This window comes from Streptococcus mitis (genome assembly GCF_009496285.1).
Classification (GTDB): Bacteria; Bacillota; Bacilli; order Lactobacillales; family Streptococcaceae; genus Streptococcus; species Streptococcus mitis_BP.
In genome coordinates this window covers 54,308-72,040 of the sequence record NZ_WIJK01000011.1, presented here as the reverse complement: position 1 = coordinate 72,040, position 17,733 = coordinate 54,308, and the positions used below count along the sequence as shown (strand labels likewise).

The window sequence follows — 17,733 nt, the reverse complement described above, 5'->3', positions numbered from 1 at the left end:
TAGTCTGCATATATTAGATGTGAATTCTCAAGGCAGCAGAACCAAAAATTTAAACAAGCTGACACAACTAAATTTCTATTCTTGCCAATTTTTTCGTAATAATGTGTACGCTCTAGTATTTCTTTTCCGACCCTGTAAATATAATCTATCTCAAAAAGATGATATAAATTACCAATCAGCGTAATCTCATAGGATTCCCATCGTTCCTTCTGAAATAAATAGTCATATACTAAATTTAGATCGTCTCTACTAACTACATAATTACAATCTATCTGATTTAATAATCCCTGAACCATAATTGTATTTATTCTATAAATTTTTTCCCCACTCTTCTCAAAAAATTTTTGTTGCTCATTTTTTATTTCCTCCAATCCTTTAGTATTCAAACTATAAAAATTTGGAGATAAATTAACCAAAAAATTATCAAGCTCTGATCTTTTATAATCTTCTAGATAATTACAAAAATTCTCTATCGAAACATTGATATTTGATAATAATTCAAAAAACGTTGAGAGAGAAATTTCATTTTCTCCCCTTTCAAATCTAGAGAGTTGAGATTTTGATATAGAATCAGCTGCAGCATACTCTAAAGAATATCCGTTTAATTTTCTAAAATATCGAAAAGCTTCTCCGTAATTTTTCATACTTTCGTTCCCTTAACTTTCTTTTCGAGCGATAAACATACCATATTCTTTAGGAATGATCAACATACCATTATTAAACTCACTTTCCAATCTTTTACGTATTATTTCCTCTTCTAGTGAACCTATTTCTGAAATTCCTTTAAACGATTGGATGTATTTAACTAGGTCATCTATTCTAGTTACCTGTAACTCATCATCATAGAGTAATGTATCGACAGAGTTAAAATACCTACTCAGGTACCTTTTACCATTTTGTAAAGTAAACGTTTTATTTTCTAAATCTTGATTAACCTCATCTTTCAATAAACTGGCCAAAAAATCTACAACTCCATTTTCACCAAATGTAGCACAGTAAAAAATGCCCCCTGTTTTTAGAACCCTATTCACCTCAGAGAGAACTTTAGGAATATCATTCACATGATGTAGAAGCATATTAGCAATAACAATATCAAATGTTTCATTCTCAAAAGAAATCTTTTGAATATCCATTATTTCATAGTTGACATTGTCTCTATTTCCAATCACTGACTTCGTTGTTTTTACCATATCTTGAGAAAAATCTGTAACAACCAACTGCTTCATCTTGTCTATAGAATCAAGATTACTTTTCCACAGTTCTCCTGTACCACATCCCAATTCTAGAACCTTTACTTCATCAGTGATTTCGTAGTTAGAAAATATCCAATTGTTAAATCCCAATTTATTTTTTGAATACTTCTTATGCAATTCTACTCGAATATCAAGATTATCATGATTTTTATATTGTTCAATTACCTTATCAATCATTAAAAATGACCTCCACTCTATAATTTGACATTATATCACAAGAATAAAGATAGTGTAAAATAAGTTGTATAAATGCAAAAAGGAATAAATTTACCACAGCATTGCTAAACTCCCTGGATTAAAAATAAAAAATATCAATAAATTTTCCATTTTTTTCTTGAAACAGCATTAAACTGTTTATCTGTCTTCTAGATTCCAAATATCCCCAATCAAAATTTTTTCTTTTATTCACAAGTTTTAAGAATTCACATGTTTATTGAAGTCTCACAAGCTCGAACTAGGAATTCAAGACTTGCTCCATTGATTTCTATTCTACCACCTTTTGTTAGCAAAAAACCTGCCACATTAGGCAGGTTTCCCTTTAAATATCTAATTTTGTAACGGTGAACTTGATATGCGAATAGTCTTTCTCGATATCCTTATCTAGCATGAAGGCTGTTGCATCTTTCTTGACTTGTACCAGGTCGATATTCTGGGCTTGAGCTGCATATACACAACCACAGTAACATTGGCGATAGATGTCATACTCTTCACACATCTCTACAGAACGTTTGTAGCCTTGATTTTTCTTAAAGTCACTCGGAAGATAATGAGTGGTGTAGATTTTCTGCACATCAATTCCAATACTATTGATGGTTTGCGAATTTTTATGAGGACTGATCGTCAGGGCCGAACCAAAGTAGTCAAATCCTAAGTCCATGGCCACCTGCGCTGTCTTATCCAAGCGATAGTCAAAACAAACCTTGCAGCGGTCACCACCTTCAGGTTCTTCTTCCAAACCTCTAACCAGTTGACGGTATTCATTAGGCTCATAAGGTGCTTCTAGGTATTGGACATTATTGCTAGTTCGCTCATTGAAATCACTGACAAACTTTTTTGTTACATAGGCGCGCTTATGATACTCAGCTTTGGGATGGATATTTGAATTTGCAAAATAAATGGTCACATCTGCATACTTGGTCAAATACTCTAAAGTATAGGTGCTACAGGGGGCACAACAGACGTGCATGAGAATAGTTGGCCTCTCTTCATTTTTTTCCCACACTTGGACCATCTTTTGCATGACACGGTCATAGTTGATCTTTTGATTGGGATTCATCTTACTTAGAATTTCTTCTACATCGATCATACTCTTCTCCTTTTCTTCTTGTTATTTTATCACAAGAAGCCTCTTTGGGCAAATAGGTTTTCGTGCTTTACTCAGTTTTTAAGTCCTAGTCCAATACCTTGCCCATCCTTTTTAGACCGATTATTAGGATAGGGGAGGTTAAAAGCAAGATAAGACCTAGAACTAAAAAGACAGCTACAAGACCCCAATGATCGATCAACCAACCTGTCAATGGGAAAATGACAATCATAGATAAACTAAAGAGCATAGAATTGATACTAAGCATGGTGGCTCTTACACTTGAGGGTAAATAGCCTTGTAAATCATTGAAGTAGATCGGCTGATAAACTGCATAGAGTCCATTAGTCAAGAGATAGATCAATAGATAAGCCAAGGGTGTGCCAATAACTACAAATAACAAGGCCAATCCCGTTAGTACAACAAGAATCGGAAAAACTTGGTTGCTATTCCATTTTTTACCGATTTGACTAGCTACATAAACCGCAAATAGATTTAGCAAACTACCAATCAGCATGACCAGTGAAACCTGCCATCCTGCTAAGTCACTTATTTTCTGCTGATAGTAAAAGTAAAACATACACATGAGTGTTCCGACTAGCTGATAAGTCATCATCCAGTAAAAGAGTACTGGTTTTTCATGCCATTCTTTTCGAACTTGCAGGACAATCGTTTTAAAGGTTAAGGCTTCATTTTTTTCTCTCTTAGCCATTGGTTCTTTCATAAAATAAATCAAGATTATAGAAATAAATGAAAATCCAATAGCGATCAGATAGGTCCATGCCAATGCTCCGTGAATAAAGAAGCCTGCCACAACTGTACCTAAGGTTCGGGTGACTTCTGCCACACCAGACAAAAAGCTAGAAATCTGAAGATATCGGTCCTTTTGACCCGCTTCTACCGCAGAATCATATAAGAAAGCGGTGCTGGTTCCCGAATCAAAATTGTAAGACCAAGCATTGACCATCATAGCAAAAGCATAGATCCAAAAATTTCCCTGACCAAACAAAATCAAGATAGAGGACACAATACTGGCCAAGCGAGCCAAATAGAGATTGGTCTTGTAGCTAAATCGATCGGCCAACATACCAGACGGGATTTCACACAAGAGACTCGTACCGTGAAAGATACTTTCTAATAGACCAATTTGAAGTAAGGAAAGACCATTTTGAATGAAAAATAAAATCCAAAAACTGGTGATTCCAAAATAAGAAGTGAATTCCAGACCTGCTAGGAGTGGAATATTGCGTTTGTAAGTTCTTTTAAACATCGTTTTCTCTCTTTCAATATATAATATGAGTTTTTCTAAAAGACTTACTTAGAGTTGCCTACATTTTCTCCACCTCTTTCATTTAAAGTAATACTCAATGAAAATCAAAGAGCAAACTAGGAAGCTAGCCGCAGGCTGCTCAAAACATTGTTTTGAGGTTGTGGATAGAACTGACGAAGTCAGTAACATATATACGGCAAGGTGAAGCTGACGTAGTTTGAAGAGATTTTCGAAGAGTATAAAAACGCCAGACGGCGTTTTTATGGTTATTAAGGTTTGATACGGTGCAACATACGTGGGAATGGAATAGCTTCACGGATGTGTTTTGTACCTGCTGCGAAGGTAACCATACGCTCGATACCGATACCAAATCCACCGTGTGGTACTGTACCGTATTTACGAAGGTCAAGGTAGAATTCATACTCTGTACGATCCATACCTAGTGATTCCATCTTAGCTACAAGGGCATCATAGTCCTCCTCACGCATTGAACCACCGATGATTTCTCCGTAACCTTCTGGTGCGAGTAGGTCTGCACAAAGCACGCGATCTGGGTTCCCAGGAACTGGTTTCATGTAGAAGGCCTTGATGTCTGATGGATAGTTAATGACAAAGGTTGGTACACCAAAGTGGTTTGAGATCCAAGTTTCGTGTGGTGAACCAAAGTCATCACCATGTTCAAGACGCTCGTAGTCAGCGTCTTCATCATTTTCATGCTCTTGCAAGAGATCAATAGCTTCATCGTAAGTGATGCGTTTGAATGGCTCTGCAATGTAGCGTTTCAAAAGCTCAGTGTCACGTTCCAATGTTTCCAAGGCTTGAGGAGCACGATCAAGAACACCTTGAAGCAATGCTTTTACATAAGCTTCTTGCAAGTCAAGTGACTCATCGTGTGTCAAGTATGAGTACTCCGCATCCATCATCCAGAATTCAGTCAAGTGACGGCGCGTTTTTGATTTTTCAGCACGGAATACTGGACCAAAGTCAAAGACACGACCAAGAGCCATAGCCCCAGCTTCAAGATAAAGCTGACCAGATTGGCTCAAGTAGGCTGGTGTTCCGAAGTAGTCTGTTTCGAAAAGTTCTGTAGAATCTTCTGCTGCATTTCCTGAAAGGATTGGGCTATCAAATTTCATAAAGCCGTTCTTGTCGAAGAACTCATAAGTCGCATAGATGATAGCGTTACGGATTTGCATGACAGCGACTTGTTTGCGTGAACGCAACCACAAGTGACGGTTGTCCATCAAGAAGTCTGTTCCGTGTTCTTTTGGTGTGATTGGGTAGTCTTGAGATTCACCAATCACTTCGATATCTGTGATATCAAGCTCATAACCAAACTTAGAACGTTCGTCTTCTTTGACAATACCTGTCACATAAACAGAAGTTTCCTGGCTCAAGCGTTTGATGACATCAAACTTCTCAAGCCCCACTTCTTCACCAAATTTTTCTACAAAGTTTGGTTTAAAGGCCACACCTTGGAAGAAGGCTGTTCCATCACGCAATTGCAAGAAGGCAATTTTCCCTTTTCCTGATTTGTTAGCAACCCAAGCGCCAATAGTGACTTCTTGACCAACGTAGTCTTTTACTTCGATAATTGTTACACGTTTTGTCATCATTTATCTTCCTTTTTTCGTTTAACTTGTCCAAAGACATTATTACTCACTATTTTACCACAAATAATGGCTGATAGCTAGCTAGTTTGATAGAAATTCATAAGTTTTTAGCTACAAAAACCTCCGCAAAGAGGACGGAGGTTTAACTTCTTATTTTTTCATAAATAGGTGCAAACGACGAATAGCTTCTTTAAGAGTTTCCAAGTCTGTCGCATAGCTGAGACGGACATTCTCTGGCGCACCAAAGCCTGCTCCCGTAATCAAGGCCAGACCAACTTCCTCAAGAATAGCCGTTGTAAATGCTGTTACATCTGTATAGCCTTTCATCTCCATAGCTTTTTTAACATTTGGGAAGAGATAGAAAGCTCCTTGAGGTTTGACTACTTCAAAGCCAGGGACTTGACACAAGAGTGGATAGATGGTATTCAAACGTTCCTCGAAAGCCTGACGCATAGTTTCTACAGAGTCTTGCGGTCCAGTTAGCGCTTCAATCGTTGCATATTGAGATACCGCAGTCAGGTTTGAAGTCGTTTGACCTGTTAGTTTACTCATGGCAGCGATGATTTCTGGATCACCTACTGCATAACCCACCCGCCAACCTGTCATGGCATAAGCTTTAGATACACCATTGATGACGATGGTTTGCTTGCGAATGGCTTCTGACAGACTAGAGATTGGGACAAATTCATTTCCGTTATAGACCAAACGACCATAAATATCATCTGCTAGGATGAGAATGTCATGTTCAACAGCCCAATTTCCGATAGCCAAGAGTTCCTCACGAGAATAGATCATACCGGTAGGATTAGATGGGGAGTTCAGAACCAAGACCTTTGTCTTATCTGTGCGAGCTGCTTCTAATTGCTCCACAGTTACTTTAAAGTGATTGTCTTCCTTAGCTTGGACAAATACTGGAATACCTTCAGCCATTTTCACTTGATCCCCATAGCTGACCCAGTAAGGAGTAGGAATGATTACCTCATCACCTGGATTAATCACAGCCATAAAGAAAGTATAAAGGGAAAACTTAGCACCTGTAGCAAAGGTGACTTCATTTGCCGCCACAGAATAACCATAATAACGTTCAAAATAGGTATTGACCGCTGCTTTTAATTCAGGCAAACCTGAAGCTACCGTATAGAAAGAAGCACGTCCATCTCGAATAGCCTCAACTGCAGTATCCTGAATACTCTCAGGAGTATGAAAATCAGGCTGACCTAAAGTTAAGAAAAGAACATCTTTTCCTTCAGCCTTTAATTTCTTAGCTCTTGCATCACTAGCCAGAGTGACACTTTCTTCCATTTCTAAGACACGTTTAGATAATTTCATAGTTTCTCCTTTTCGATTAGGGCACCAGTTTCAAAATCCACTAGATAATAGTCTCCTCCAGACTTGATTTCCCAGACAGGCTTATCAGCATACCGCCCAAAGGTAATCATGTCAATATCAGTTGCTCCTTTTTCTCTGACAACTGCTTCTGCTTTTTCTTGTGAAGTGCCACTTTCTAGTTGATACACATAGATTTTTTGACTATTTTTCTCAATTAAAACAGCTACTGGTTTTTGATTCTTGTCTTGGCCAAGAACACTATAATAAGTTTCCAAACCATTGAAGAAATCAACCTGACTGACCGTTTCCAGATTCGCATACTGCTTGGCAAGCTTTTCCCCTTCTACCTTTGCTGTCTGATAAGGCTTCATGCTAAACCACACCAAATAGAGAAAGGAAGAAGTCACAACTAGAGCCAGCAGGGTCAAGCCAATACTGTACTGAAATAATAAGGAATTTTTTTCTTTTTTCTGTCTCATTTTCACTCGTCTATTTTACCATCTATCCAAGTGAATTACAAGTGAATAAAGGAGGAGGATTTGGCTCGGAACTTCTCTTATGACAGGAATATATGACGCTTGAATCATTGATTTCACAGACTTTTCCTAATCTCTACTCCTAAAAATAATCTTGACTATCATCGATTTTTATTTTCTGGGCAAATTTCTTGCAAATGATTTTGTTTTGTTGTAACATTGTTTGTAACAACAGAAAAAGCTCTGATTAAAATATAAAGGAGACTCCCTATGTCTAAAAAAGTATTATTTATCGTTGGTTCACTTCGTGAAGGTTCCTTCAACCACCAAATGGCGCTAGAAGCCGAAAAAGCTCTTGCAGGTAAAGCTGAGGTTAACTACCTTGACTACTCAGCAATCCCACTTTTTAACCAAGAACTTGAAGTTCCAACTCTTCCAGCTGTAGCAGCAGCTCGTGAAGCTGTTCTGGCTGCTGATGCTATCTGGATTTTCTCACCAGTCTACAACTTCTCAATTCCTGGAACAGTTAAAAACTTGCTTGACTGGCTTTCACGCGCAATTGACTTGTCTGATACACGCAGAGCATCTGCTCTTCAAGATAAAATCGTTACTGTGTCTTCAGTAGCAAATGCAGGTCATGAACAACTCTTTGCAATCTACAAAGACCTCTTGCCATTCATCCGTACACAAGTTGTAGGTGAATTCACTGCAGCTCGTGTCAATGATTCTGCTTGGGTAGATGGCAAATTAGTCCTTGAAGACAGTGTTGCTACTTCACTAAAACAACAAGCTGAAGACTTGGTTCAAGCTATTCAATAATTGAATTGAAAAAAAGATAGTAGAAAATGTTAGTTCTACTATCTTTTTCTTAATCAACTAATTCATCAATCATACTATGTTTTAGTGGTAAACTACACATCACTAAAAGGAAAATAAAGGAAGATTGAATCCAAAAGAGAGCCAAATCAAAAATTCCGTGCACAGCTACTACTGTCAAGAAAGAGAGGTAGAGTCCAAGGATAGGACGCTTACTAGGTACTTGACTCATATCAATCAACATTCGTACCGGAGTGGAAGAAGCAATCCCCAAGAGAACTGTACCAACAACTCCATAACTCAAAATCGTATCTATATAAATACTATGAGCATGTTCATGATAAGGTGCTCCAATACGAGGGAAAGAGTGCATATAGGTTAGCGGTCCCTCACCCCAGAATGGATTTTGTTTAAACAAGGCCATCCCAGCATTCCAAATAGAAACACGCTCTTCCATAGATGAATCTAAGGTTCCCATTCGAACACCCAAATCACTTGAAAATAGAAAAGCTAAACCAATCCCAAAAACTCCAACACTAAGCCAGAAAGCACGCCAGTTCTTAATAGTTGTGAAGAGATAAATAATCGCTCCAAAGATGATGGCTGGAAAAGCTGTACGATTCTGCGTAAAGTTTAAACCGAATAAATTAGCAAATATGGCAATCATAGAGAAGATTCGTAACCACCTTAACTTAGTTGTGCTAATTAGGTAAAAGCCAATCATGATACAGAAACAACAGATAATTCCATAGTAATTAGGGTTAAAGAAGGCAACCTCTGCTCGGTTTTGATGCCAAACCTGCATCCGTGGTGAGAGGAAGGTATAATCAAATTTCTTTACAATTTGGAAATGTTCCAAAGCTGCAAAGGCTGCTGCAAAGACACTTAAGGCTAATATTCCTTCAATCGTCAACCTGAAAAATTTAGGAGTCAACTGGGATTGATAGTAGTAAAAGAAGATGGCAAACAGAAACATGGCCACCGAAGAAACTACTCCCATCACATTTTGTGCCAGAAGAGAAATTGCAGTGCTATAAGCAATAAAAAAGAGCAAGACAGGGTGTTGAGACAAACGTTTCAAGATCCCCTTCATCTCCCCAGTATATACTAACCAAAGTAAGTAAGAGATAAAAATAATAACAAAAAGATAAAAAGGAAGAAAAATACTCAGAATAACTCCTAAAAGAAGTCCTTCTTGTTTCGATAAACTTTTTAACTTTTCAATGACACCTATTGATTTCACAACAGATCCTTTCCTTCTGAATATCACATTCAGATAAATAAGCTATTAAAACATTTTACCATTTTTCAAGCGATTTGAAAACCTCTTTGCCTCTATCATCCTAACTAAAACTGGGTAAAATTTTATAGTTAGCTAAGATTACTCTAAAAAACGCTATCCCTTTTTTAAAAATATGGTACAATAAATCTAATTATTCCAGAAAGGGTCTAGCATGAAATCCTACCAAGAAGTCTATAAAATACTAGTTACTGAGACTGATTATCTAAGCGGAGAAAAAATAGCTGAGAGATTAAACCTATCTCGAACTTCAGTATGGAAGGCGATCCAACGTCTCCAGCAAGAGGGACTGGAGATTGACAGTATCAAAAATCGTGGGTATAAACTTCTGGACGGAGACCTTATCTTGCCTCAGGAAATCGAAGCGAATAGTCCCATTACTGTCCAGTTTAAACCCTCAACAAAATCTACCCAAACCGATGCTAAAGAGGCTATGGAAGCTGGTGCCAAAGGGGATAAACTCTACCTTTCCACTAGCCAAACTATGGGACGCGGTCGTTTTCAACGTCCCTATTATTCTCCAGACAAGGGGGGAATTTACATGTCCCTTCACCTACAGCCCAATCTCCCTTATCAGAATCTTCCTGCCTATACACTTCTAACAGCTGGAGCTATCTACAAGGCTATCAAAAACCTTAGTTTAATCGACGTGGATATCAAGTGGGTCAATGACATTTATCTGAACCAGAAAAAAATTGCTGGTATTCTAACCGAAGCCATTACCTCCGTCGAAACTGGACTCGTTACAAATGTTATCATTGGGGTCGGGATCAACTTTTCTATCGCTGAATTTCCCAAGAATCTACAAACTAAAGCTGGAAGCTTATTTTCTCAACATACTCCCATTACTCGCAATGAATTGATTGCTGAAATTTGGAAATGTTTCTACGAAACAGAAGCCGATGAACTCCTCTATCTCTATAAAAAACGCTCAATCGTTTTAGGAAAAGAGATTTCCTTCAAGAAGGATCAGGAAATAATCACAGGAAAAGCCTGTGACATCTCTGACCAAGGTCAACTGCAGATAGAATTAGCAAACGGTGAAAAGATTTGGCTTAATAGTGGCGAAGTTTCACTGACTAAATGGTAGTTTTCCTAGATCAAAAAAAAATCGACCTTCAATAAGAAAGGTCGATTTTTTGATTTGTTATTTTTTCAAACGTTCAACGTCACGCGCGATAACGAGTTCTTCATCTGTTGGGATGACAAGTACACGTACACTTGCTGCATCTGTCGAAATATCTCCGGTTGCACCAAAGACATTTTTCTCTGGATCTACATCACAACCGAACCAAGAAATCCCTGAAATAACATCTTCACGTACATTAGTAGAATTTTCACCGATACCTGCTGTGAAAATAATAGCATCTGCTCCATTTAGGACTGCAAGGTATTGACCAATATGTTTTTGGATACGGTCAACATACATTTCATAAGCCAAAGTAGCATCATGATCTCCTGCATCCATAGCAGCAATCACGTCACGCATATCACTAGATTTACCTGAAACACCCATCAACCCTGACTCACGATTGAGGATACGACTGATGTCCTCAGGCTTGTTAAAGTCCTCTGTATATTGCATTAAATAAGGAATGATAGCTGGGTCAATATCCCCTGTACGAGTTCCCATCATTACACCACCAAGTGGAGTGAATCCCATTGAGGTATCAACAGATTTCCCACCCTTAACAGCTGTAATAGAAGCACCATTACCGATGTGACAAGTGATTAACTTCAACTCTTCAAGTGGACGACCCAAGAGTTTTGCTGCTTCTTGAGCAACGTACTGATGGCTAGTTCCATGGGCTCCGTACTTACGAACCTTGTTTTCTGTGTAATATTTTGTTGGTAGAGGATAGCGATAAGCTTTCTCTGGCATACTTGTATGGAAGGAAGTATCAAAAACAACGACACTCGTAATATCTGGCAACAATTCTTTGAAGGCGCGAATACCCGCAGCATTTGCAGGGTTGTGCAATGGAGCAAGAAGACCTAACTCTTCAACTTTTTCAATTACATCACCTTCCACGACTGTAGACTCTTTGAAGTACTCTCCACCTGCAACGACACGGTGTCCAACACCAGTAATTTCATCATAAGATTTAATAATATCAAAACGAATCAAGTCATCAAGCAAAATCTTAACTGCCAAAGTATGGTTGTCAATGTCAAGGACTTGTTGTTCTGAGCGACCATCGAACTTAACTGTAGAAATAGAATCTTTCAATCCAATTCGCTCAATCAACCCTTTTGCAAGCACCTTTTCTTCTGACATTTGGTAAAGTTGCCATTTCAAGCTAGAGCTTCCAGCGTTAATTGCAATGGTTTTTGTCATAATGTTTCCCCTTTTTTAAGCGTTTTCAACTATTATATCAAAATTTATACTAGATTTCATGTTCTTGACACCAATTTTGAAAATTTTCCTTAAATTCCAACAAAATTTCAGGATCACGAAGACTAGCAAGTGGATAAACAAAGGGCTCTGTCCCTTCTCCCACCTTCTTTTGCAAAACAAAAATGGTCTTAGACTGGGCTCCTTGAGCGAATAGATACTCTGGTAAAGCTATGATAGCGACTAGTTGAGCTTGATCAGTCAGCCAGGATTTCAAGAAATCACTCTGGGGACTCGTCAAAAGATCTGTTGGAGCAAGGAAAATAGCATAGCCTCCCGTCTTAAGATACTTGAGAGATTGCTCCATTAATAGATGATGAGCGTAAGTATGTTCATCCTTTGCTGCCACTTGGTAACGTGAAGCGATCTGATCGTCTGGGTAGTAGCCAATCGGGAGGTCGCTCACAATAATATCACTTTCTTTTAATACTTGTGGACGTACTGCATCTCCTTGGACAAAGCCCATTTGAAGATCCATAACTTCTGCCATGCTTGCAGCCAGATCGATCAAGAGGTCATCTAGCTCAATCCCAAGGTAATCTACCTTTTTGTTCATGGACGTCAAGAAGCTAGCACCCAGAATTCCCATCCCAGACCCCAACTCTAATAAACTTAGATTCTCAGCAGGCCACAGTTGCTCCATCAGAAAAATTATCAAGTGACCAATGGCGTCTGGTGTAAACTGGTGATTAGCCTGAAGAGGTTCTGTTTGCGAAGCTTTCATCAATAGAAATTGGTAGGTCCGTAGCCACTCCTCTTTTCGAAGTGCCAAGCGTTTTAGGGCCTGGTTATTTTTTTTGACTTGCTCCAAATTGGTTTGTCCATCTAGGTAAATCCCATTTTGTTCAATTAAGGCATCGTAAAAATTTGTCGCCAAATCGTTTTGAATGATTTGGACGTTTTCTAGTAAATAAGTATATGCTTGTTCAATTTTTTCAAAATCCATACCCTTATCTTACCAAAAATAATGTCCTTTTTCCAGATTTTCATGATAGTGAAAACAAATTAAAACCTCTAAGATGACTCTCAAAGGTTTAATCATGACTATTTACTATTTTCAACTGCTGCAGTGACAAAGGCAGTGTAGAGTTCTTCTGGGCGGTTTGGACGACTTGAAAGCTCTGGGTGATACTGACAAGCTACAAAGAATTTGTTTTCTGGAATTTCCACAATTTCTACCAAGCGGTTGTCTGGTGACACTCCTGAAAAGACAAAACCTGCTCCTTCAAACTGTTCACGGAAAGCATTGTTAAATTCATAACGGTGACGGTGACGACGTTGCACCACCTCTTTGTTATGATAAGCTGCCGCTGCCTTAGAACCACGTTTCAACTTAGAAGGATAAAGTCCCAAACGAAGGGTCCCACCCATGTCCTCAACATCAATCTGATCACGCATGATATCGATGATAGGGTATTTGGTATCAGGATTTAGCTCTGCTGAATTAGCTCCTTCAAGACCTAAGACATTACGGGCAAACTCGATACAGGTCAACTGCATACCCAAGCAGACTCCCAGCATTGGTACATCATTTTCACGCGCATAGCGAATCGCTTCAATCTTACCTTCTGTTCCACGTTGACCAAAACCACCTGGCACGATGATTCCGTCAGCGTCCGATAGGAGTTTTGCCACATTGTCAGCTGTCACATCGTTAGCATTGACCCAATCAATCTTGACTTCTGCATCATTGGCATAACCAGAGTGTTTCAAGGCCTCTACAACAGAAATGTAGGCATCTTGCAACTCAACATACTTACCAACAAGGGCAATCTTGACTTGTTTTTTGAGGTTCATAACCTTGTCAACCATAGCTGACCACTCTGCCATATCTGCTGCAGGTGCATCAATTTTCAAATGGTCACAAACGATTTGATCCATACCTTGTGCTTGCAGGTTAAGTGGGATTTGGTAAAGATGATCCACATCCAAGGACTCGATAACTGCTTCTGGTGCCACATCACAGAACTGGGCCAGTTTATTTTTAATTCCTTGTCCAGCTGGCTTTTCAGTACGGATGACCAACATATTAGGCTGGATTCCCAGACCACGCAATTCTTTGACAGAGTGTTGAGTTGGTTTGGTCTTCATTTCACCAGCTGCCTTGAGGTAAGGAAGCAAGGTCGTATGGATATACATGACATTATCTGCACCCACATCTGCCTTCATCTGACGAAGAGCTTCTAAGAATGGAAGTGACTCGATATCCCCGACTGTTCCACCAACCTCTGTAATAATGACATCAGAGTCTGTCGTAAGAGCAGCACGCTTGATTTTTTCTTTCAAAGCATCTGTAATATGAGGAATAACTTGGACGGTTGCACCCAAATACTCTCCACGGCGTTCCTTACGAAGAACTTCACTGTAGATTTTACCAGTTGTCACGTTTGAGTATTTATTAAGGTTGATATCGATGAAACGCTCATAGTGGCCTAGGTCCAAATCTGTCTCAGCCCCATCATCTGTTACAAATACTTCTCCGTGCTGGTAAGGGCTCATGGTTCCTGGGTCAATATTGATATAAGGGTCAAATTTTTGAATGGTCACCTTCAAACCACGGTTTTTCAAAAGACGCCCAAGGCTCGCTGCAACGATCCCTTTTCCAATAGACGATACCACACCACCAGTGACAAAAATATATTTCGTAGACATAGATTCCTCTTTCTAAAATGCTCAAGGTCTTGTTTACTAACAGGGGATTGAGGAAACAAGACCTTCATCAATAACTACACCCCAAGAAGAAAAGCTTCCTGGAAAAAACAAAAATAGCTCCCTAATAACTAGGGAGCTCCGACCTCTAAAAGAGGTGCCCGAACAATATATTACCTCAAAATGAATCATTTGTCAAATAGAACAAATCGTTGACTTGGCATTCCATCTTGCATAACTCATTCAAACTAAAAAGTAAAAAGAGGCTGGATCTAGGAAATCGAGACTTGAGCGACCGATACCTGTTCCAACGCCTTTTTATTTTTATTCTTCCTCTTCTTCAGAGTCTTCGTCGTCTTCTTCATTAAGATCGACTTCTTCATCTAGATCATCTGGGGCGATTTCATTGATTTCAGCATCGTAGGCTTCCACTTCATTCTTCTCATCATCTGGATTTTCATCATCATAAGAAAGAGCTGGATCTTCTTCGTATGCATCCTCATCTTCTGGATCATCTGCACTGTAATCAATAGCATCTGCATCACCATCCATAAAGGCGTTGACACGTTTTTTCTTAGCCTTAGGTGCTACTTCTTCATCATCACTTTCTTCAAGAGCAATGATTTCCTCATCGATTTCATCGACTCCATACCATGAACGAAGCCCCCATTTGTTATCTCCAAGTGAGATAAAGCTACCGTCAAAGTTCAACTCTGTGTAGAACAAAGGCAAAGCTTCACGAATATCGCTATTAGAGGTACCGAGATAGTTTTGGATTTCATTAACCAAATCACTAAAATGCATTTCGTGATCACGACCACGGCGTTCCAAGATGGCACGAGCCACCTCAATCATAGATAGTTCACTTTTTTCTTGCCCAGCAAATACTTCTAATTCCAAAGCGTTTCTCCTCATTTTTTACTACTAACGCCAGAGTGGATAAACTCTGATCTCATTTTATCATGTACTCTTTATTGTACGATAATTTTGCCTAATAGTCAAAGGTTTAGGAGAAATAAATATGAAATATTTCAGCTAATTAATACTCAATGAAAATCAAAGAGAAAACTAGGAAGCTAGCCACAGGCTGCTCAAAACACTGTTTTGAGGTTGCAGATGGAAGCTGACGTGGTTTGAAGAGATTTTCGAAGAGTATAAAAGACCTGGGAGATACACTCACAGGTCCGTGATTTTATTTATAACTTAAAGCTCGTTTAAAGGTTTTCCAGATCCCCAAATCATCTGTTTGCAGAACGAGACTAGCATACATGCGTCCGATAAATCCTGTTGCTACCACCGCAAAAATCACTGTAATAGCAAGTGAAATCCATGCTTCTACTCCCCCTGCATAGCCATTAATAGCTCTAAATGGCATGAAGAAAGTCGAAATAAAGGGAATATATGAACCAATCTTCAAGATGAGATTGTCACCAGCTGCACCTAGAGCTGTCACTCCAAAAAAACCACCTATAATCAAAATCATCAAAGGCGACAAGGCTTTTCCTGCATCCTCAGGACGAGAAACCATAGAACCTAGGAAGGCTGCTAAAACAACGTACATAAAGAGGCTAACCAAGACAAACAATAAGGTGTTGAGCGAGAAAGCCTCTCCTATATGGTTTAAAATACCAGATTGTGCCAAGATTGGTAGATCTTTAAAGAGAAGAATGGCAGCAAGTCCACCCACGACGTAAATGCCAATATGGGTCAAAATCACAAGAAGCAGAGCCAGCATGCGAGCGTAGAAATAATGACTAGCTCGGATACTAGAGAAGACCACCTCCATAATTTTGGTTCCTTTCTCGCTAGCCACTTCCTGAGCAGTGACACTAGCATAGGTAATCAAAATCATATAAAGGAAGAAACCAAGCCCTGCGGCCGCAAAGGTTTGAATCATTTTTTTATTTTCCTTGGATTCATCAATTTTCTCCGTAAAGTTAACTGTTTGTTCCAAGCGTTTTTCCTGTTCTTGTGACAAATTGGCTGCCGAACGATTGAGTTGATCTTGAAGCTCATTTAACTTGCTCGTTACTCCTAGCTTAATAGCAATCTCAAGGGAAGTTTCACCGTGATAAACTGCCTTTAGAATACTATCTTCTTGATCAATAGTCAGATAGCCTTTTAATTTTTCATCTTTAATCGCTTCTTTGGCACTTGCTTCGTCTTTATAGTCAAAGTTAACACCATTTACATTCTTCAGTCCTTCTGCTACAGACGGCACTGTTGTCACTACTGCCACTTTATCATTTTTAGCCATAGAAGAGCCTTGGAGATAGCCAATTCCTCCAGAGAGACCGATAAACAAGAATGGTGAAATCACCATAAAGAAGAAACTCCACGATTTGACATGTCGAAGATAGGTTTCCTTGATTACAACCCACATATTTCTCATACTTCCACCCCTGATTCTAGTTTAAAGATTTCATCGATTGTTGGCGCTTGCTGGTCAAAGGTTGCGATATATTGCCCTTGAGTCAAGATTGGGAAGAGTTCCCTTCCAGCGCTCTCATCATCTAGAATTAATTTCCAACTGCCTTGTTTGGTCAAGCTCACCTGTTTGACATGAGGAAGGTTTTCCAATTCTTCCTTGCTTCGTTCACTTGAAACAAAGAGACGCGTTTTCCCGTATTGATTGCGGACATCCTGAACCGGTCCATGCAAGACCACACGACCATCTCGAATCATCAGAATATCATCACAAAGCTCCTCGACGTTGGTCATGACATGGTCAGAAAAAATAATGGTTGCTCCGCGCTCTTTTTCCTGAAAAATGACTTGCTTGAGTAATTCTGTATTGACTGGGTCCAATCCACTGAAAGGCTCATCCAAGATAATCAAATCTGGCTCATGAATCAGAGTAATAATGAGCTGAATCTTCTGCTGATTTCCTTTTGACAGACTCTTAATTTTATCTGTCAGCTTCCCTTTCACTTCCAACCTCTTCATCCATTGAGGGAGTTTTTCCTTGATTTCTTTAGCATCCATACCTTTTAGAGTCGCCAAGTAACGAACTTGTTCAAGGACTGTCAATTTAGGCATGAGACTGCGTTCTTCAGGCAGATAGCCAATCCGAGCGTAGGTCTCTTGACGAATATCCTGACCATCTAGACTGATTTCTCCCTGATATTCTAAAAACTTCAAAATACTGTGGAAAATCGTTGTTTTCCCAGCACCGTTTTTCCCGACTAGCCCCAAAATACGACCTGGTCGCGCTTGAAAGTCAATACCAAACAAAACTTGCTTGGATCCAAAACTTTTCTCTAGACTTCTTACTTCTAGCATCTTTCACCTCCGAAATGTCTTGCACTCATTATACTCCTTTTTGATAG

At 39.2% G+C, this 17,733-nt stretch carries 16 protein-coding genes; 2 read left to right on the top strand and 14 right to left on the bottom strand.

The genetic code is table 11. The features are described 5' to 3' along the window. From GEZ89_RS05150 to GEZ89_RS05120, 7 genes are all read right to left on the bottom strand, one after another. A partial coding sequence (locus GEZ89_RS05150) for an Rgg/GadR/MutR family transcriptional regulator (protein ID WP_153225215.1) occupies positions 1–644 on the bottom strand: 644 nt, incomplete at its 3' end. A 12-nt stretch (positions 645–656) separates the two neighbouring features. Beyond that, positions 657–1,430 carry a class I SAM-dependent methyltransferase gene (locus GEZ89_RS05145; RefSeq protein WP_153225214.1) on the bottom strand — a complete coding sequence of 258 codons (774 nt, stop codon included), beginning with the start codon at positions 1,428–1,430 and terminating at the stop codon, positions 657–659. Between the two features lie 361 nt (positions 1,431–1,791). Then, positions 1,792–2,559 (bottom strand): epoxyqueuosine reductase QueH, encoded by a 768-nt coding sequence (locus tag GEZ89_RS05140; protein WP_153225213.1) that lies wholly within the window; start codon positions 2,557–2,559, stop codon positions 1,792–1,794. Between the two features lie 85 nt (positions 2,560–2,644). Continuing rightward, on the bottom strand, positions 2,645–3,826 hold the full coding sequence (locus tag GEZ89_RS05135; protein WP_153225212.1) for an MFS transporter: 1,182 nt from the start codon (positions 3,824–3,826) through the stop codon (positions 2,645–2,647). 269 nt (positions 3,827–4,095) lie between these two features. Beyond that, positions 4,096–5,439: an asparagine--tRNA ligase gene (asnS, locus tag GEZ89_RS05130; RefSeq protein WP_416222458.1), complete on the bottom strand. Its 1,344-nt coding sequence runs from the start codon at positions 5,437–5,439 to the stop codon at positions 4,096–4,098. Positions 5,440–5,589: 150 nt separating this feature from the next. After that, on the bottom strand, positions 5,590–6,768 hold the full coding sequence (locus tag GEZ89_RS05125) for a pyridoxal phosphate-dependent aminotransferase (RefSeq protein WP_153225210.1): 1,179 nt from the start codon (positions 6,766–6,768) through the stop codon (positions 5,590–5,592). Next, positions 6,765–7,253 carry a DUF5590 domain-containing protein gene (locus GEZ89_RS05120; protein WP_322741487.1) on the bottom strand — a complete coding sequence of 163 codons (489 nt, stop codon included), beginning with the start codon at positions 7,251–7,253 and terminating at the stop codon, positions 6,765–6,767. The genes GEZ89_RS05125 and GEZ89_RS05120 overlap by 4 nt, the downstream gene beginning before the upstream one ends. 261 nt (positions 7,254–7,514) lie before the next feature. Here GEZ89_RS05120 and GEZ89_RS05115 point away from each other — a divergent pair, with 261 nt between their 5' ends. Continuing rightward, the gene (locus tag GEZ89_RS05115) at positions 7,515–8,063 is read left to right on the top strand and encodes an NADPH-dependent FMN reductase (protein WP_153225209.1); all 549 of its coding nucleotides are present in this window, start codon (positions 7,515–7,517) and stop codon (positions 8,061–8,063) included. 49 nt (positions 8,064–8,112) lie between these two features. Here GEZ89_RS05115 and GEZ89_RS05110 read toward each other — a convergent pair whose 3' ends face one another. After that, positions 8,113–9,303 (bottom strand): O-antigen ligase, encoded by a 1,191-nt coding sequence (locus GEZ89_RS05110; protein ID WP_322741486.1) that lies wholly within the window; start codon positions 9,301–9,303, stop codon positions 8,113–8,115. Between the two features lie 211 nt (positions 9,304–9,514). Between GEZ89_RS05110 and birA the strand changes: the two genes are divergently transcribed. Next, positions 9,515–10,450 (top strand): bifunctional biotin--[acetyl-CoA-carboxylase] ligase/biotin operon repressor BirA, encoded by a 936-nt coding sequence (gene birA / locus GEZ89_RS05105; RefSeq protein WP_153225207.1) that lies wholly within the window; start codon positions 9,515–9,517, stop codon positions 10,448–10,450. Positions 10,451–10,507: 57 nt separating this feature from the next. Here the strand turns inward: birA and GEZ89_RS05100 are convergent, their stop codons facing one another. From GEZ89_RS05100 to GEZ89_RS05075, 6 genes are all read right to left on the bottom strand, one after another. Beyond that, positions 10,508–11,698 (bottom strand): acetate kinase, encoded by a 1,191-nt coding sequence (locus tag GEZ89_RS05100; RefSeq protein ID WP_153225206.1) that lies wholly within the window; start codon positions 11,696–11,698, stop codon positions 10,508–10,510. 49 nt (positions 11,699–11,747) lie between these two features. Further along, positions 11,748–12,701: a class I SAM-dependent methyltransferase gene (locus tag GEZ89_RS05095; protein WP_153225205.1), complete on the bottom strand. Its 954-nt coding sequence runs from the start codon at positions 12,699–12,701 to the stop codon at positions 11,748–11,750. A gap of 98 nt (positions 12,702–12,799) precedes the next feature. Beyond that, a complete protein-coding gene (locus GEZ89_RS05090; protein WP_153225204.1) occupies positions 12,800–14,407 on the bottom strand; it encodes a CTP synthase in 1,608 nt (535 codons plus the stop codon). Positions 14,408–14,728: 321 nt separating this feature from the next. Then, positions 14,729–15,304 carry a DNA-directed RNA polymerase subunit delta gene (rpoE, locus tag GEZ89_RS05085; RefSeq protein ID WP_322741485.1) on the bottom strand — a complete coding sequence of 192 codons (576 nt, stop codon included), beginning with the start codon at positions 15,302–15,304 and terminating at the stop codon, positions 14,729–14,731. 292 nt (positions 15,305–15,596) lie between these two features. Continuing rightward, a complete protein-coding gene (locus tag GEZ89_RS05080) occupies positions 15,597–16,796 on the bottom strand; it encodes an ABC transporter permease (protein WP_153225202.1) in 1,200 nt (399 codons plus the stop codon). Further along, a complete protein-coding gene (locus GEZ89_RS05075; RefSeq protein WP_153225201.1) occupies positions 16,793–17,686 on the bottom strand; it encodes an ABC transporter ATP-binding protein in 894 nt (297 codons plus the stop codon). Before GEZ89_RS05075 ends, GEZ89_RS05080 begins: the two co-directional genes overlap by 4 nt. Positions 17,687–17,733 lie beyond the last annotated feature (47 nt).

What these genes read in the sequence shown, in the direction of transcription:
- GEZ89_RS05145 (WP_153225214.1), bottom strand. Translation starts at nt 1,430, where the DNA reads ATGATTGATAAGGTAATTGAACAATATAAAAATCATGATAATCTTGAT.
- GEZ89_RS05140 (WP_153225213.1), bottom strand. Translation starts at nt 2,559, where the DNA reads ATGATCGATGTAGAAGAAATTCTAAGTAAGATGAATCCCAATCAAAAG.
- GEZ89_RS05135 (WP_153225212.1), bottom strand. Translation starts at nt 3,826, where the DNA reads ATGTTTAAAAGAACTTACAAACGCAATATTCCACTCCTAGCAGGTCTG.
- asnS (WP_416222458.1), bottom strand. Translation starts at nt 5,439, where the DNA reads ATGACAAAACGTGTAACAATTATCGAAGTAAAAGACTACGTTGGTCAA.
- GEZ89_RS05125 (WP_153225210.1), bottom strand. Translation starts at nt 6,768, where the DNA reads ATGAAATTATCTAAACGTGTCTTAGAAATGGAAGAAAGTGTCACTCTG.
- GEZ89_RS05115 (WP_153225209.1), top strand. Translation starts at nt 7,515, where the DNA reads ATGTCTAAAAAAGTATTATTTATCGTTGGTTCACTTCGTGAAGGTTCC.
- birA (WP_153225207.1), top strand. Translation starts at nt 9,515, where the DNA reads ATGAAATCCTACCAAGAAGTCTATAAAATACTAGTTACTGAGACTGAT.
- GEZ89_RS05100 (WP_153225206.1), bottom strand. Translation starts at nt 11,698, where the DNA reads ATGACAAAAACCATTGCAATTAACGCTGGAAGCTCTAGCTTGAAATGG.
- GEZ89_RS05095 (WP_153225205.1), bottom strand. Translation starts at nt 12,701, where the DNA reads ATGGATTTTGAAAAAATTGAACAAGCATATACTTATTTACTAGAAAAC.
- GEZ89_RS05090 (WP_153225204.1), bottom strand. Translation starts at nt 14,407, where the DNA reads ATGTCTACGAAATATATTTTTGTCACTGGTGGTGTGGTATCGTCTATT.
- GEZ89_RS05080 (WP_153225202.1), bottom strand. Translation starts at nt 16,796, where the DNA reads ATGAGAAATATGTGGGTTGTAATCAAGGAAACCTATCTTCGACATGTC.
- GEZ89_RS05075 (WP_153225201.1), bottom strand. Translation starts at nt 17,686, where the DNA reads ATGCTAGAAGTAAGAAGTCTAGAGAAAAGTTTTGGATCCAAGCAAGTT.